Annotated in this window: 10 protein-coding genes; 9 read left to right on the top strand and 1 reads right to left on the bottom strand. The window is 71.3% G+C overall.

Features of this window, described 5'->3' with window-relative positions; all coding sequences use genetic code 11:
- Positions 1 to 157: 157 nt before the first annotated feature.
- The 3 genes from BR70_RS0104865 (at position 158) to BR70_RS0104875 (ending at position 5,577) form a co-directional block, all read left to right on the top strand.
- Positions 158 to 1,288 (top strand): ROK family transcriptional regulator, encoded by a 1,131-nt coding sequence (locus BR70_RS0104865; protein ID WP_051596651.1) that lies wholly within the window; start codon positions 158 to 160, stop codon positions 1,286 to 1,288.
- 105 nt (positions 1,289 to 1,393) lie between these two features.
- Entirely contained in the window at positions 1,394 to 3,409 is a 2,016-nt protein-coding gene (locus tag BR70_RS0104870) for a beta-galactosidase (protein ID WP_027465151.1), read from the top strand.
- Positions 3,406 to 5,577 (top strand): alpha-galactosidase, encoded by a 2,172-nt coding sequence (locus tag BR70_RS0104875; protein ID WP_231495647.1) that lies wholly within the window; start codon positions 3,406 to 3,408, stop codon positions 5,575 to 5,577. Before BR70_RS0104870 ends, BR70_RS0104875 begins: the two co-directional genes overlap by 4 nt.
- Positions 5,578 to 5,650: 73 nt before the next feature.
- Here BR70_RS0104875 and BR70_RS0104880 read toward each other — a convergent pair whose 3' ends face one another.
- Entirely contained in the window at positions 5,651 to 8,185 is a 2,535-nt protein-coding gene (locus BR70_RS0104880; RefSeq protein WP_027465153.1) for a beta-mannosidase, read from the bottom strand.
- 116 nt (positions 8,186 to 8,301) lie between these two features.
- Between BR70_RS0104880 and BR70_RS0104885 the strand changes: the two genes are divergently transcribed.
- Genes BR70_RS0104885 through BR70_RS19610 form a run of 6 tightly spaced genes read left to right on the top strand, consistent with a single transcriptional unit; the run spans position 8,302 to position 16,029 of the window.
- Positions 8,302 to 9,987, top strand: coding sequence for an ABC transporter substrate-binding protein (locus BR70_RS0104885; RefSeq protein ID WP_051596652.1), 1,686 nt, complete (start codon positions 8,302 to 8,304; stop codon positions 9,985 to 9,987).
- Positions 9,988 to 10,021: 34 nt separating this feature from the next.
- On the top strand, positions 10,022 to 11,011 hold the full coding sequence (locus tag BR70_RS0104890) for an ABC transporter permease (protein WP_027465155.1): 990 nt from the start codon (positions 10,022 to 10,024) through the stop codon (positions 11,009 to 11,011).
- Positions 11,012 to 11,025: 14 nt separating this feature from the next.
- Positions 11,026 to 12,066 carry an ABC transporter permease gene (locus tag BR70_RS19600; RefSeq protein ID WP_051596653.1) on the top strand — a complete coding sequence of 347 codons (1,041 nt, stop codon included), beginning with the start codon at positions 11,026 to 11,028 and terminating at the stop codon, positions 12,064 to 12,066.
- Positions 12,063 to 13,019 (top strand): ABC transporter ATP-binding protein, encoded by a 957-nt coding sequence (locus tag BR70_RS19605; RefSeq protein WP_051596654.1) that lies wholly within the window; start codon positions 12,063 to 12,065, stop codon positions 13,017 to 13,019. Before BR70_RS19600 ends, BR70_RS19605 begins: the two co-directional genes overlap by 4 nt.
- The gene (locus tag BR70_RS0104905; RefSeq protein ID WP_027465156.1) at positions 13,016 to 13,909 is read left to right on the top strand and encodes an ABC transporter ATP-binding protein; all 894 of its coding nucleotides are present in this window, start codon (positions 13,016 to 13,018) and stop codon (positions 13,907 to 13,909) included. The genes BR70_RS19605 and BR70_RS0104905 overlap by 4 nt, the downstream gene beginning before the upstream one ends.
- Positions 13,906 to 16,029, top strand: coding sequence for a glycoside hydrolase family 36 protein (locus BR70_RS19610; protein ID WP_051596655.1), 2,124 nt, complete (start codon positions 13,906 to 13,908; stop codon positions 16,027 to 16,029). Before BR70_RS0104905 ends, BR70_RS19610 begins: the two co-directional genes overlap by 4 nt.
- Positions 16,030 to 16,057 lie beyond the last annotated feature (28 nt).

Consider the following 16,057-nt stretch of genomic DNA (forward strand, 5'->3'; position numbering starts at 1 on the left):
ACCTTGTGGGAGAGTAGGACGCCGCCGGACTTAACGTAGAAGAACCAGGGAACCCCTGACCATTCATGGTCAGGGGTTTTCTGCGTTCACGGCCCGTTCTGGGTCCTTGTCGACGGGGCCCGGTCAGGCCGTAGGATCAGCCGACGACGGAGGAACGATGACCGAAGCCTGGCCGGCCCTGCCCGACGGCTCCCGACTGGCGCTGCGGGAGATCCTCATCCACGGGGTGCTCTCCCGTGCCGAGATCGCTCGGTCACTCGGGCTCTCACGGGCGAGCCTCACGCGGGCGATGCGCATCCTCGTGTCACAGCGGCTGGTGGTCGAGGTCGGCACTGATGTGCGCGGCGCCACCGGCCGGCCGTCGGAGCTCCTGCAGGTGAGCAGCGGGCAGTGGGAGTTCCTCGGCATCAAGCTCACGAAGGACCGCCTGTACGCCGCGGTCACGGACCTGGGTGGGCGGGTCCTCGCCCTGCACGAAGAAGGCATCGACGACACCGCCGCCGAGTCGCTCGCGGAGCAGATCACGGCGGTGCTCGGCCGACTCCGTGCTGCGCACCCGGCCATCTGCGCGATCGGCGTCTCCCTGCCCGGCGACGTCATGGTCCGCGCGGGGGAGTCCGTCGTCGCGGCGTCGGTGTTCCTCGGGTGGCACGAGGTGCCGTTCGCCCGGATGCTCGAGGAGCGGACGGGGATCGCCACGTTCACCGCGAACGACGTCCACGCGCTCACGGCGAAGGAGCACTGGTTCGGTGCGGGTGCCGGCCGCGGGTCCATGGTGCTCGTGACGGTCGGTGAGGGCCTGGGCCTCGGGCTCATCGCGAACGGTCAGGTCTCCACCGGGGAGCACGGGCGACTGGGGCGCATCGGGCACCTGCCGGTCCTCGGGGGAGGCCCGGACTGCGGCCTCGGTCACGCCGGGTGTGCCTCGAGCTACCTGCCCAGCCCGGTCATCGTGCGGAACGCCGGCCACGAGGGGAAGACCTACGACCAGGTGGTCGAGCTCGCCCGGGACGGCGACGAGGCAGCCCTCGCTGCGTTCGAGGATGCCGGCCGTGCTCTCGGGGTCCTGCTCGCCACCGCGGTGCACATCGCCGACCCCGCAGCGATCGTGCTGACGGGCGACGGGCTGCCCGTGTACGACCTGGCGCGGGCGACCGTCGACGAGTCGATGCGGGCCGCCCTGGCGCCGTACACCGAGCCGGTCACGGTGGAGGTACAGCCGTTCGAGTTCTCGGAGTGGGCACGCGCCGGGGCGGTCCTCGCCATCCGTCGGCTGCTGGGGGAGTGATCGGCCGAGGGAACCGGTAGAGGTGTCGCCGCGTTAGTTACGCACGTTGACAAACGCGGACGCAGACGGGAGGCTTGAGCGGTCCACACCATCGAAGGAGATGCCGTGACCGCTGCCCCCACCGTCCCGTGGCCGACCGACGGCCTGTCGTTCGGCGGCGACTACAGCCCCGAGCAGTGGCCCCGGGAGACCTGGCTCGAGGACGTCCGACTGATGCGTGAGGCCGGGGTGAACCTGGTCACCGTCGGGGTGTTCTCGTGGGCACTGCTCGAGCGGTCGCCGGGGGACTTCACGTGGGAGTGGCTCGACGACGTGCTCGCGCTGCTGCACGAGCACGGCATCGCGGTGGACCTCGCGACGCCGACCGCTGCACCACCGAACTGGCTGCTGACCGCACACCCGGAGATCCTCCCCGTGGACGCCACGGAGCGGCGGGAACGACCGGGCGGGCGACTCGGGTGGTGCCCGGCCTCCGAGCTGTTCCGGGAACACGCGCTCCGCATGGTCGGCGCGCTGGCCGAGCGGTACGGCCGGCACCCGGCGGTGCGGCTCTGGCACGTGAGCAACGAGCTCGGCGGCGGCAACGGCCGGTGCTACTGCGAGGAGTCGGCAGCGGACTTCCGGCACTGGCTCGTCGCGGAGTACGGCGACGTCGAGGCCGCGAACGACGCGTGGGGCACGGCCTTCTGGGGGCACACCTACACCTCGTTCGACGAGGTCTCGCCGCCGCGCGGTGTGGGCGGAGCGCCGAACCCCGGGCTCGCGCTGGACTTCGAGCGGTACTCGTCCGACGCGCTGCTCCGCCAGTACGACGCTGAGAAAGCCGTCATCGAGCAGCACTCGGACGTGCCGGTCACGACGAACTTCATGGTGGGTGCCGGGTCGCAGGTCGTCGACTACGCCGGGTGGGCCAAGCACGTGGCGATCGTCGCGAACGACCACTACACGCTCGTCGACGACGCCCGCCGCGAGCAGGACCTCGCGCTGGCCGGTGACCGGATGCGCGGGATGTCGGCGGACCGCCGTCCCTGGCTGCTGATGGAGCACTCGACGGGCGGCCCGAGCTGGCAGCAGCGCAACCGCGCCAAGGAACCCGCGGAGCTCGTCCGGAACGCCGTGGCGCACGTCGCGCACGGGTCCGACGGAGCGCTGTTCTTCCAGTGGCGGGCCTCGACCGCGGGCGCGGAGCAGTTCCACTCGGCGATGCTCCCGCACGCCGGCACCCGCACACGCATCTGGCGCGAGGTGCTCGCCCTCGGCCGGGCGCTGCAGGACCTCGCACCCGTGCAGGGCACCCGAGTCGAGCCGGCCCGGGTCGCGATCGTCGTGGACGAGGCTTCCGGGTGGGCCGTGCAGTCGGGGCTCAAGCCGCACCGGGGCCTGCGCTACGGTCGGGAGCTCCGCGCCTGGCACCGCGCGTTCCACGACCGGCAGGTGCTGACGGACGTGGTCCCCGCGGACGCCGACCTGGACGGCTACGACGTGGTCGTCGTGCCGACGATGCTCATCGTCGACGACGCGACCGCCGCGCGGTTGTCCGCCGTGGTGGACCGCGGCGCCACCCTGGTCGTCACGTACCTGTCCGGCGTCGCCGACGAGACCGCGCGCATCCGCACCGGGGGCTACCCGGGAGCGTTCCGCCAGGTGCTCGGCGCCTGGAGCGAGGAGTTCACCCCGCTGCAGCGCGACGAACGCTGGACCCTCGACGACGGCGAGGTCGTCACCGACTGGGCCGAAGCGGTCGTGCTCGAGGACGCCGAGTCCGTGCTCCGGTACACCGACGGCCCGCTCGCGGGCCGGCCCGCCGTCACGCGCCGCGCCGTCGGCGGCGGCGCCTGGTACGTGTCCGCGATGCTCGCGGACGACAGCATCCAACGGCTCGTGGACGGGGTGATCGCGGAGCGGGGGATCCTGCGGACGGTCACCGGGCCTCCCGGCCTGGAGGCGGTGCGTCGCGTCGGCGACGACGGTTCCGCCTTCCTGTTCCTCGTCAACCACCGTGCTGGCGACGTCACGGTCGTCGCGTCCGGGACGGACCTGCTCGACGGGTCCGGCCACGGGCCGGACACCGTCGTGCCGGCCGGACGCGTCCGCGTGCTGCGCGAGGAGCGGGTCTCGTGACCGTCGTGGAGCGCGAGTCGACAGCCGTCGGTGCAGGCGATCGACGGGTGCAGGTGCTGCGATCAGCCGGGGTGTCGCTGGTGCTGGCCTCCGCGGCGGACGGGCTGCCCGAGGTGCTGCACTGGGGTCGGGACGTCGGGCCCGTCGCGCCGGACGACACGGCCGACCTGCTGCTCGCACTCGGCCGGCCGCTCGGACCGAGTGCGCTCGACGCGCGGTGGCCCCTCACGGTGCTGCCGACCGAGCGCGACGGGTGGGAGGGGCGACCAGGGATCGCGGGCCACGTGGACGGACTGCCGCTCGTGCCGCGGTGGCGTGACGTCGCCACGGCTGTCGTCTCCGTCGCGGACGAACAGCGGATCGTCGTGACCGCCGAGTCGGACTCGGTGGCGCTCCGGAGCGAGTTCGCGCTCGACACCGCCGGGGTGCTGCGGGTGCGGCACACGGTGACGAACACGCACGCCGAACCCGTGCACGTGCAGGCGCTCGAGGCGACGCTGCCGGTGGGGGAGCGGATCACCGAGGTGCTCGACCTGGGCGGACGGTGGACCCGTGAGCGCACCCCGCAGCGCCGGGCAGCGACCGCCGGGAGCCACGCGCGCGAGAGCCGTCGCGGGCGGACCGGACACGACTCGCCGACGTTGCTCGTGCTCGGGACGCCCGGGTTCTCGGATGCCGAGGGCGAGCTGTGGGCGGTGCACCTGGCCTGGAGCGCCGACTCCGTGTACCGGTACGACCAGCTCGCCGAGGCGCGACCGCTGCTCGGTGCCGGGGAACTGCTGCGCGCCGGCGAGGTCGTGCTCGGCGAGGGGGAGTCGTTCACCGCCCCCGACGCCGTGTTCGTGTGGAGCGACACCGGGATCGACGGGCTGTCCGACCGCCTGCACGACTCGTTGCGCAGCCGTCCGGGGCACCCGCGACGACCCCGGCCCGTGGTGCTGAACACGTGGGAGGCCGTCTACTACCGGCAGGAGCTCGATCCCTTGGTGGCACTGGCGGAGACGGCGGCGGACATCGGCGTCGAGCGGTTCGTGCTCGACGACGGGTGGTTCCTCGGCCGGCGGTCGGACTCGACCTCGCTCGGGGACTGGCGCGTCGACCCGACGGTGTGGCCGGACGGGCTGGCACCGCTCGTCGACCGGGTGCGTGCGCTCGGCATGGAGTTCGGCCTGTGGTTCGAGCCCGAGATGGTCAGCCCGGTGTCCGAGCTGGCGGAGGCCCACCCCGAGTGGATGCTGCAGCGCCCCGAGGACGACGTCCGCACGTGGCGGAACCAGTACGTGCTCGACATGGCGAACCCACTGGCCCGGCACCACGTGCTCGAGAGCATGTCCCGCGTGATCGGTGCGCACCACGTCGACTTCGTGAAGTGGGACCAGAACCGGGACATCGTGCACGCGGTGCACGCGGGTCGCGCCGGCATCGACGCGCACACCCGCGGCGTGTACGCGCTGATGGACGAGCTGCGTGCGCGGCACCCGTGGCTCGAGATCGAGGCGTGCGCGAGCGGCGGTGCCCGGATCGACCTCGGCGTGCTCGAGCGGACCGACCGGGTGTGGCCGTCGGACTCGAACGACGCCTTCGAGCGACTGCCGATCCAGCGCTGGACCGAGGCGCTGCTCCCGCTCGAGCTGATCGGCTCGCACGTCGGGCCGGAGATCTCGCACACCACCGGCCGGCACCTCGACCTGGACTTCCGGATGGCGGTGTCGCTGTTCGGGTCGGCCGGCATCGAGACCGACATCACGAAGCTGTCGCCCGAGGAGCTCGACCGCCTCCGGGCCTGGACGGCGCTGTACCGACGGGAGCGCGGGCTGCTGCACTCCGGGCGGCTGCGGCACCTGGACCTCGGGGACCCGGGAACGGTGGCGACGTCGGTCGTGGCCACCGACCGTTCGCGGGCGCTGGTGCGGGTGGCGCGGACGGAGACCGGGCCGAGGTCGTTGCCGGTGCCGCTCCGGGTGCGCGGACTCGACCGGTCGCGGCGCTACCGGCTCGCCCCGGTGGCCGGGCTCGCCGTGCCGCACGGGCTCGACATGGTGCCGCCGGAGTGGCTCGTGCGCGGGCACCTGGAACTGACCGGCGCCGTGTTCGAGGACGTCGGCGCACGGCTCCCGCTGCTCGCCCCCGCGACCGCGATCGTGCTGGAGCTCCGCGCCCTCGACTGAGCACGTTCGACCGACGGTTCCGGTTCGCGAACCCGGGGGATCGTGAACCGGAACCGTCAGCGCGACGCCCCGGTCAGGGCAGGAGCGAACCCGCGTGGCGGAGGACGAGCCGGTGGTCGAGCTCCTGTGCAGCGATGCCCGGCGCTCCCGTCACCGTGAAGGTCACCGACTCGCCGGGGAGCAGGGACACCAACCCGTCGTCGACGCGGGCGGCCGCATCCACGCGGTCGGGGAACAGCGAGACGTCGCGCGCGTACGCCGTCGCCGTCACGGTGACCGTCGCGCCGTCGTCCGTCGCCGACACGACCGTCGACAGGGGTGAGGGCTCGAGCGCCTGGTCGACGACCTCGGCGAAGTCGTGCACCGTGCGGGTGCCGGCTCCCGTGACGACGAGGACCTCGGAACCGGGGTCGCCCGGTACCGCGAGCGACGACGGCAGCTGCACCCGGGCGGCATCGGCAGGATCGGCCGCGAGCGTGAACGACGACGACTCGAGCACGGTGCCGTCGAAGGCGACGCGGGAGACCGCGACCTCCTCGGCGACCGACGCCCCTGACGCGTTGACGAGGACGACGTCGAGACCGCCCTGGCCACCGGACGACGGCTGCACGGTGAGCAGCACGGGCTGGTAGGCCTGCCGGACGGCGTACCAGACGGGCTTCCGGATGCCGGCGTGGTCGACGAGGGCCCAGGACACCACGGGCCAGTCGTCGTTGAGCTGCCAGACGACCATGCCGGTGTTGTCGGGCGTGCGGGAGCGGAACCACTCCATGCCGAAGCGGATCGCGTGCGCCTGGTTGAGCTGCGCGGCGAAGTGCCAGTCCTCGATGGTCTTCGGCTCGGGCAGGTGCCCGCGCATGCCGTCGGCGAGCTTCCGGTTGCCCTGGTCGGCCTTCTGGTGCACGAGCATCTCGTGGCCGTCCGGGTCGAGGGGCTCGTCGTGCACCACCGCGGTCAGGGTCGACCACGCCGGCGGGCCCTGGAACCCGAACTCGGCGACGAACCGCGGCTCCCAGTCGGCGTAGGCGCGGTAGTCGAGCCGGTTCCAGACGTCCCAGATGTGCACGCTGCCGTTCCGCTGGTCGTTCGGCGTCAGGTACTCGTCGAACGAGAACGGGCTGCCCGGCGTGTACGGCCGGGTCGGGTCCAGCTCGGCGACGACCGACGGCAGCAGGGAACGGTAGTAGCCGTTGCCCCAGGTCCGGCCGACGAGCGACGGCCGCCAGCCCCACTCGGCGTAGGCGACGAGGTTCTCGTTGTTGCCGTTCCACACCACGAGCGAGGGGTGCGGGCTGAGGCGGGTGACGGCCTCGCGGACCTCGGGCTCGACCTCGTCGGCGAGCCAGGGCTCCTCGGCGTAGGCGGCACAGGCGAACAGGAAGTCCTGCCACACCAGGACGCCGAGCTCGTCGCACCGGTCGTACAGGTCGTCGGACTCGTAGATCCCGCCGCCCCAGATGCGGAGCAGGTTCATGTTCGCGTCGATCGCGTCCTGGATCCGGTCCGCGTACCGCTCGGGCGTCATCTCGGTCAGGTAGGCGTGGTCGGGGATCCAGTTCGCCCCGCGCACCATGACCGGACGGCCGTTGACGCGGAGCAGGAACGGCGCGCCGCCGGCATCGGCAGCGGTGTCGAGCGTGACCGTGCGGAAGCCCACGCGGCCGGTCCACACGTCGTCACCGACCTCGACCCGGACGTCGTACAGCGGCTGGTCGCCCTCGCCGCGGGGCCACCAGACGGCGACGTCGGGGACCTCGAGGCGGACGGTCGCCGCGCCGTCGACGACGGGGCGCGCGCCGACCACCCGGCCGGCGGTGTCGGAACCCGGGTGCCCTGCGGACGCGGTGTGCGGGGCCAGGGTGATCCGGGCCTCCAGGCCGCTGCCCGCGGAACCGTCCGCGGACGCGACGGGCGCGCTGCCGATCGCCTGCGAGAAGGAGCCGGTGGAACCGGCGTGCTCGACGTCGACGTGGGCCGTCAGCACCCCGGTGGTGCCGTCGAGGTCGACGAGCGGGCGGACGGCCGCGATGCGGACGCCGCTCCAGGACTCGATGCCGACCGACTTCCAGACGCCGCTCGTGGCGACGTCGACGCCCCAGTCCCACCCGAAGTTCGACGCGTTCTTGCGGAGCGCGTTGTAGGGGTGGTGGTTGACGTGGGGCAGCTCGCCGCCGTGCAGTGCGGACAGACGCTCGGCTGCGGGGACGGGCGCGTCGAACGTGACGACGAGCTCGTTCGTGCCCGGTCGGAGCAGGTGCCCGACGGGGAACCGGTACGAGCGGTGCTGGTTGGCGGTGGTCGCGACGACGATGCCGTTGAGCTCGATCGTGGCGAGGGTGTCGAGGCCCTCGGCGACGAGGTCGTGGCGGGTCTCGTCCGGCGCGGTCCACTCGAACGTGCGGCGGTAGCGCCAGACGGTGTCGCCGATCCACTGGGTAGCGGCCTCACCGTCGCCGTCGAACGGGTCGGGGATCCGGCCGGCCCGCAGCAGGTCGGTGTGCACGCAGCCAGGGACCTGCGCGTCGACCGGTTCGCGGTGCTCCGCCGACTGCTCGGGCCCGGTCACCGCCTCGAGGGTCCACGTGCCGTCCAGGGTGGTCCGCTCCATTGCGTCTCCTCATCGTTACGGGGCCGTGACCCGACCCCTTGACCGCCTTAGTTTACGCGTGTAACAATCACGCTCACAACGTGGACCCTGCGACGACGCAGACCGAGAGGACAACGATGTTCAACCCAACCCGTTCACGGCTCGCCATCGGCGGCGCCGTTCTCCTCGCAGCCGGCCTCGCGCTCAGCGGCTGCAGCTCCAGCGGCACCGCCAGCACGAACGACGCCGCTGCCTCGACCCTGGTGGCGTACACCGGCCAGTCCGGCGACTACCAGATCAACTTCAACCCGTGGTCGCCGTCCAACATCGGCGGCGTCGGCACGATCTACGAGTCGCTCTTCTTCATCACCAACGTCAACACGAAGGACCCGAAGCCGCTGCTCGGCAAGTCCTACGAGTGGAACGACGACGGCACGCAGCTCACCATCACGCTGCGCGACGGGGCCACCTGGAGCGACGGCGAACCCTTCACCTCGAAGGACGTCGTGTTCACGCTCGACATGCTCAAGAAGCAGAAGGCCCTGAACTCAATCGGCTACGACGGCACCGCGAAGGCCGAGGGTGACGACAAGGTCGTCGTCTCGTTCGACAAGCCGTCGTTCGTGCTCGGCCCGAACCTGCTCGGCAAGACCTGGATCGTGCCCGAGCACCTGTGGAAGGACATCGACCCGACCACCGACGTCGTGCGCGAGCCCGTCGGCACCGGCCCGTACACGCTCGGCACCTTCAAGGCGCAGGCGTTCACCCTCGAGGCGAACAAGAAGTACTGGGACGGCGCCCCGGCCGTGAAGACCATCCGCTACCTGTCGCTCTCCGGCAACACCGCCGGCGCCGACGCACTGAAGCAGGGGTCGATCGACTGGCAGACCGGCCCGGTGCCGAACATGGACGACATCCCCGCCAACTACAACGGCTACGACGGCATCACCGTCGGCCAGAACCAGATGGCGCTGCTGACCTGCGCGAACACCGACCTGGGCTGCGCCGGCCCGCAGACCGACCCGGCCGTCCGCCACGCGATCGCCGACGCCATCAACCGCAAGCAGCTCAACTCGCTGGCGTTCGAGAACACCGCGAGCGAGATCTCGCCGACCTTCGCGCTCACCACGACGCAGAAGGACACCATCTCGAAGGACATCGAGCCGGCCGTGATGCCGGAGACCGCCGACACCGACGCGGCCGCCTCGACCCTTGAGGACGCCGGGTGGGAGAAGGGCTCCGACGGCATCTACGCCAAGGACGGCAAGAAGCTGTCCCTGACGGTCGAGGTCGTCACCGGGTGGACCGACTACATCACCGCGATCGACACGATGACGCAGCAGCTCAAGGCCGCGGGTATCGAGCTCAAGGCGCAGCAGTCGTCGTGGAACGAGTGGACCGACAAGAAGACCAAGGGCAACTTCGAGCTCGCGATCGACTCGCTCGGCCAGGGCCCGACGGCGAACCCGTACTACCTGTACAACAACTACTTCACGACGGCCAACACCGCGAAGGTCGGTGAAGCGGCCCCGATGAACATCTCGCGGTACAGCAACCCCGACGTGGACAAGGCCATCGCGAAGCTCGCCACGATCAACCCCGAGGACACCGCGGCGACCCAGCCCGAGCTCGACACGATCCAGGAGCACATCGTCGAGGACCTGCCCTACATCCCCGTGATGACCGGCGGCACGACGAGCGAGTTCCACGCGGCGAAGTTCACCGGCTGGCCGACGAAGGACGACCTGTACGCGTTCCCGGCGGTCTGGGCGAGCCCGGACAACGCCGAGATCTTCAAGGCGCTCAAGCCGGCGAAGGGCTGACACCGATGGGATCGCGACCGAGGGGCACTCGACGATGATCTACTTCCTGCGCAAGATCGGTTTCTACGTCGTCGCACTGTGGGCGGCCCTGACGCTGAACTTCATCATCCCCAGGCTCCTGCCCGGCAACCCGGTGGACATCCTGCTCGCCAAGCTCCAGCAGCGCGGCGGCCAGGTGACCCCGGCGACCCGGGAGGCGTACGAGCTGCTCCTCGGTGGCGATTCCTCGGAGCCGCTCATCTCCCAGTACGGCCACTACCTGGTCAACGTGTTCCGCGGTGACCTCGGCGTGTCCGTCAGTTACTTCCCGGCACCCGTCACCGAGGTGATCGGCAGTTCGCTGCCGTGGACCATCGCCCTGGTCGGGATCGCCACCATCGTGGCCGCGATCATCGGCGTCGGCCTCGGGGCCTTCGTCGGGTGGCGGCCCGGCACCTGGCTCGACTCGTTCGTGCCGGCCACCACCCTGCTCGCCGCGGTGCCGTACTTCTGGCTCGCGCTGATCCTGGTGTACTTCTTCGCCACCGGGCTCCACCTGTTCCCGGCGCAGGGCGGCTACGACGTCATCCTGACGCCCGGGTTCAACTGGGACTTCATCGTCTCGGCGGTGCAGTACGGGGTGCTGCCGGCGGTGACGATCGTGCTCGCATCGCTCGGCGGCTGGCTGCTCGGCATGCGCAACATGATGGTGTCGACGCTGTCCGAGGACTACATCACCACCGCGCAGGCGAAGGGCCTGTCCGACGGCAAGATCCTGCGGAACTACGCCGCCCGGAACGCCGTGCTGCCGTCCGTCGCCGGGTTCGCGATCTCCCTCGGGTTCATCGTGTCCGGGTCCGTCGTCACCGAGCAGGTGTTCTCGTACCCGGGCATCGGGTCGAAGCTGCTGTCCGCCGTGACGAACAACGACTACGCGCTCATGCAGGGCATCTTCCTGTTCATCACCCTGGCGGTCCTCGGCGCGAACCTCGTCGTCGACCTGCTGTACGGACTGATCGACCCGCGCACGCGGGCCCGAAGCTAGGGGAGGAGACGACCATGACCAACATCCAGCAGGAGACCGAGCCCACCATCGGCGCGCTGACCGAGGAAGCCGACAGCACCACGTCGATCGCCACCCGGCGCGCGTCGAAGGGCGGCATCCGTCGGTTCCTCCCGACCCTCACCCCGTGGCTCGTCACGGGCATCGCGCTCGTCGCCGGCGTCACGCTGTTCGGGGTGATCGGGCCGCTGCTCGTCGGCGACCCCACCACCATCCGCGACTCCGGGCTGCAGGGACCGAGCGGCTCGAACGTCCTCGGCACCACCCAGACCGGTCAGGACGTCCTGGCGCAGCTCGCCTTCGCCACCCGGGGCAGCCTGCAGATCGGGCTCATCGTCGGCGTCCTCGCCACGGTGCTGTCCGCGTTCTTCGGCATCCTCGGCGCCTACCTGGGCGGGATCATGGACGAGGCGTTCTCGCTGTTCTCGAACGTGTTCCTCGTCATCCCCGGCCTGCCGCTCGTCATCGTCATCTCCGGCCTGGTGCCGCGTGAGGCCCGCGGGCTGTGGACCATCGCGGTCGTCCTGGCGATCACGTCGTGGGCGGGGTCCGCCCGGGTGCTGCGGGCGCAGACGATGTCGATCCGCAACCGCGACTACGTGTCCGCCGCCCGGGTCGCCGGCGAACGGCCTTGGCGGGTCATCGCCGTCGAGATCCTGCCGAACCTGCTGCCGGTGCTCGCGTCGCAGTTCGTGTTCGCGGTGATCGCCGCGATCCTCGGGGAGGCGGGGCTGTCGTTCCTCGGGCTCGGGGCGTCGAACTCCTCGACGCTCGGCACCATGCTCTTCTACGCCCAGAACGGTTTCGCGCTGGCGAACGGCGCCTGGTGGTGGTTCGTGCCGCCGGGCCTGCTCATCGCCCTGCTCGGCATGGGCCTGTCCCTGGTGAACTTCTCGATCGACGAGGTCATCAACCCGCGACTCGCGAACGTGCGTGCGCAGCGACGGCGCGACCGTCGTGCGAAGCGTGCGGCCCGCTCGGGAGGCCCGGCCCGCGTCGCCACCGCCGGTCACGACACGAAGGGGGTCGCCCGATGAGCGCCACCGACACCGCACGACCGGTCACCTCCGACGCCACGGGCGACGGCCGCCGGCCGGCCGTGCTGACCATCGACCACCTCGACGTGGTCTACGAGACCGAGCACCCCGTGCACGCCGTCAAGGACGTCTCGCTCACCCTGGCGCCCGGCGAGATCCTCGGGCTCGCGGGGGAGTCGGGCTGCGGCAAGACGACCCTGGCGTACGCCATCACCCGGCTGCACCGGCCGCCGGCGAAGGTCACGTCGGGCAGCATCACGTTCCACGACCGCGACGGCACCGACGTCGACCTGCTCGGCCTGCCGCACGAGCAGCTCCGGGCCGTGCGGTGGTCGAAACTGTCGATGGTGTTCCAGGGGGCGATGAACGCGCTCAACCCGGTCACCACGATCCGCGCCCAGCTCGACGACGCCCTGGTCGAACACCGGAAGGGCCTGCCCCGCAAGGAACGTCGGGCCATCGCCGAGGACGCCCTGCGCCGCGTCGGCGTCGACCCGTCCCGCATCACCGCGTACCCGCACGAACTGTCCGGCGGCATGCGGCAGCGCGTGATGATCGCGATGGCGATGCTGCTCGAACCGCAGATCATGATCATGGACGAACCGACCACCGCACTCGACGTCGTGGTGCAGCGGGAGATCCTGCGCGAGATCGTCCGACTGCGCGACGAGCTCGGGTTCGCCGTCGTGTTCATCACCCACGACCTGCCGCTGCTGCTCGAGATCAGCGACCGGATCGCGATCATGCTCCGCGGCGAGGTCGTCGAGTGCGACCGCGCCAGCGTGATCCAGCACGACCCGCAGCACCCGTACACGCGGAAGCTGCTGCAGTCGTTCCCGAGCCTGTCCGGAGCCCGCGGCGCGTTCATCCGCACCGGGGTCGAGGACGGCGCCGAACCCGAGACCGACACCCGGGCCGTCGTGGTCCAGGCAGCACAGGAGACGGACCGATGACCAGTGTGACCGTCAGCCACCTCGGCAAGGACTTCCACACCCGCAAGGGCCTGAAGCGCACCACGCTGCGGGCCGTCGACGACGTGTCGTTCGACCTGCTGCCCGGCCGGACCGTCGCGCTGGTGGGGGAGTCCGGCTCGGGCAAGTCCACCATCGCGCGGATGCTCGCCAAGCTCGAGACCAGGACGCGCGGCTCGATCGACGTGCGGCTCGAGGACGGCACCCCCGTCGAGGGCAGCATGTACCGGCGGCACGTGCAGATGGTGTTCCAGGACCCGTTCGCCTCGCTCAACCCGTTCCACTCGATCGAGCACCACATCGCCCGGCCGCTGCAGCTGCACCACCGGGCCCGCGGCGCCGACGAGACCGCCGACAAGGTACGAGAACTGCTCGGCCGGGTGAACCTCGACGAGGACTTTGCGTCGCGGCGACCGCACGAGCTCTCCGGCGGGCAGCGGCAGCGCGTCGCCATCGCCCGCGCACTCGCCCCCGGCGCCCAGGTGCTCATCGCCGACGAACCCGTGTCGATGCTCGACGTCTCGATCCGCCTGAGCGTGCTCAACCTGCTCGGCCGGCTGCAGCGCGAGGACGAACTCGCCGTGCTCTACATCACGCACGACCTGGCGACCGCGCGGCACTTCTCCGACGAGATCCTCGTCCTCTACCGCGGCCGGGTCGTCGAGCGGGGTCCGTCGGACGCGGTCATCCTCGACCCGCACCACGACTACACCCGGCTGCTCGCCGAGGCCGCCCCCGACCCGGAGCGCACCGAGCGCCGGATCACCGCGGGGCCGCCGCTCGACCGGACGAAGATCGACAACACCACCTGCTACGACCACACGATCGGGGACTGGGTGTCGAGCGAGGCCGCACCGGTCGGGGCGCGATGAGCAACGGGCCGACGTTCGTCGACTGGGTCACCGACGGGTTCGCGGCACGGTTCCGGGTCGGTGCGGACCAGCCCGCGGCGCTCGTGTCGTTCGTGCCGACCGGCGGAGCGTCGGCCGGCAGAGCGCTCGCCGACGGGCCGGACGACCCGCAGCCGCTCGTCGAGCTGACGACGATCGCGCACGGGCGGTTCCCGGGCGGGTTCCGGCACGTGGACTCCACCATCGGGGCGCGACTGCGCCCCGTGTCGCACTACGTGCACGACGACGGGACCGACCTGTGGTTCCGGATCGTGCAGGCGGACGCGGCCACGGGCCTCCAGGCCGAGTCGGTGTTCCGGGCGCGCGCCGGCGTGCCCGCGTTCCAGACGTGGACCGAGGTGTCCGCCGAGCACGGTGAGCACGTCGTCGACTTCGTCTCGTCGTTCGCGACCGGGGCGTTCCTGACCGACTCGGGCGCCACCGTCGACGAGCTCGCCCTCGTGCACGCCCACAACGACTGGGCAGCGGAGAGCCGTTGGCGGACCGATCCGCTGCGGTCGATCGGGCTCGCGGCGATCGACCGGGAGGCCCAGCACCACCCGCCCCGCAGCCGCGCCGTCCTGCAGAACCGCGGCTCGTGGTCGACCGGTGAAGCGCTGCCGATCGGGGTGCTGCGGGCGGAGGACGCTGTGTCGCTTCCGTACGCGCTCGTCTGGCAGGTCGAGCACAACGGGCCGTGGCTGTACGAGCTCGGGGAGACCCGGCGGCACGCGTACCTGCTGGTGAGCGGCCCCACCGACCAGGAACACCACTGGACCACCGTCGTCACGCCCGAGCAGCCGTTCACCTCGGTGCCGGTGTCCGTCGGCATCGCCGCGTCGATCGACGACGCCTTCGGGGTGCTCACCCGGCAGCGTCGGGCGTTCCGGCACGTGCGGGAGGCCGACCGTGCCCTGCCCCTGGTGTTCAACGACTACATGAACACGCTCATGGGCGACCCGACCACCGAGAAGCTCCTGCCGCTCATCGACGCGGCCGCCGACGCCGGAGCGGACCTGTTCTGCATCGACGCCGGCTGGTACGCCGAGGGGCACTGGTGGGACACCGTCGGAGCGTGGGAGGAAGCGGCATCGCGGTTCCCGACGGGGCTCGGGGCCGTCATCGACCACATCCGTGCGCGCGGCATGCAGGCCGGCCTCTGGCTCGAACCCGAGGTCATCGGCATCCACTCGCCGCTGGCTTCGACCCTGCCGCCGTCCGCGTTCGTCGAGCACCACGGAGTCCGGGTCGCGGAGCACGGGCGGCACCTGCTCGACCTGCGCTCGCCGGAGGCCCGCGCGCACCTCGACGCGGTGGTCGACCGGCTCGTCGGGGAGCTCGGGGTGACGTTCTTCAAGATGGACAACAACACCATGACGGGGCCGTTCGCCGGGATTCTCGACCACCAGCGGGCGCTGCTCGACTGGCTCGACGCGGTGCAGGAGCGGTACCCGGCACTGCTCATCGAGAACTGCGCCTCGGGAGCGATGCGCGCCGACTGGGCCATGCTGTCCCGCCTGCACATGCAGTCGACGTCGGACCAGCAGGACCCGGTGTTGTCGGCCACGATCGCCGCCGCCGCTCCCGCCGCGATGCTGCCCGAGCAGGCGGGGAACTGGGCGTACCCGGCGCCGACGATGGACCCGGAGCTGTTCACGCTGTCGCTCGTCAACGGGGTGCTCGGGCGGATGTACCTGTCCGGGTACCTCAACGAGATGACGTCGTCGCAGCGGGCGGTGGTCGGTGACGCCATCACTGCGCACCGGCAGGTCCTCGACGCCGTCGAGGCGTCCGTGCCGGTCTGGCCCCTCGGGCTGCCCGCCTGGGAAGACCCGTGGGTCGCACTCGGCCTGCACACCGCCTCGGGCGACCTGTACCTGTCGGTGTGGTCGCTACCCGGTGCGTCGGCGTCGGTGTCGTTGCCGCTGCCGGCGTTCGCCGGGCAGACGGTGGTCGTCGAGCCGCTGTTCCCGACGGCACTCGGGTCGTGGTCCGTGGCGTGGGACGCCACTTCGGGCTCGCTCGAGGTCACGAACGGCGGATCGACCCCCACAGCGCGGGTACTCCGCGTCCGGTCGCAGGAGGCGGACGCGGGGGCCTGAGCGGGCGCGCGTCGCGATGGCAGGGCGC

Source organism: Curtobacterium sp. UNCCL17, from assembly GCF_000686685.1.
Taxonomy (GTDB): Bacteria; Actinomycetota; Actinomycetes; order Actinomycetales; family Microbacteriaceae; genus Curtobacterium; species Curtobacterium flaccumfaciens.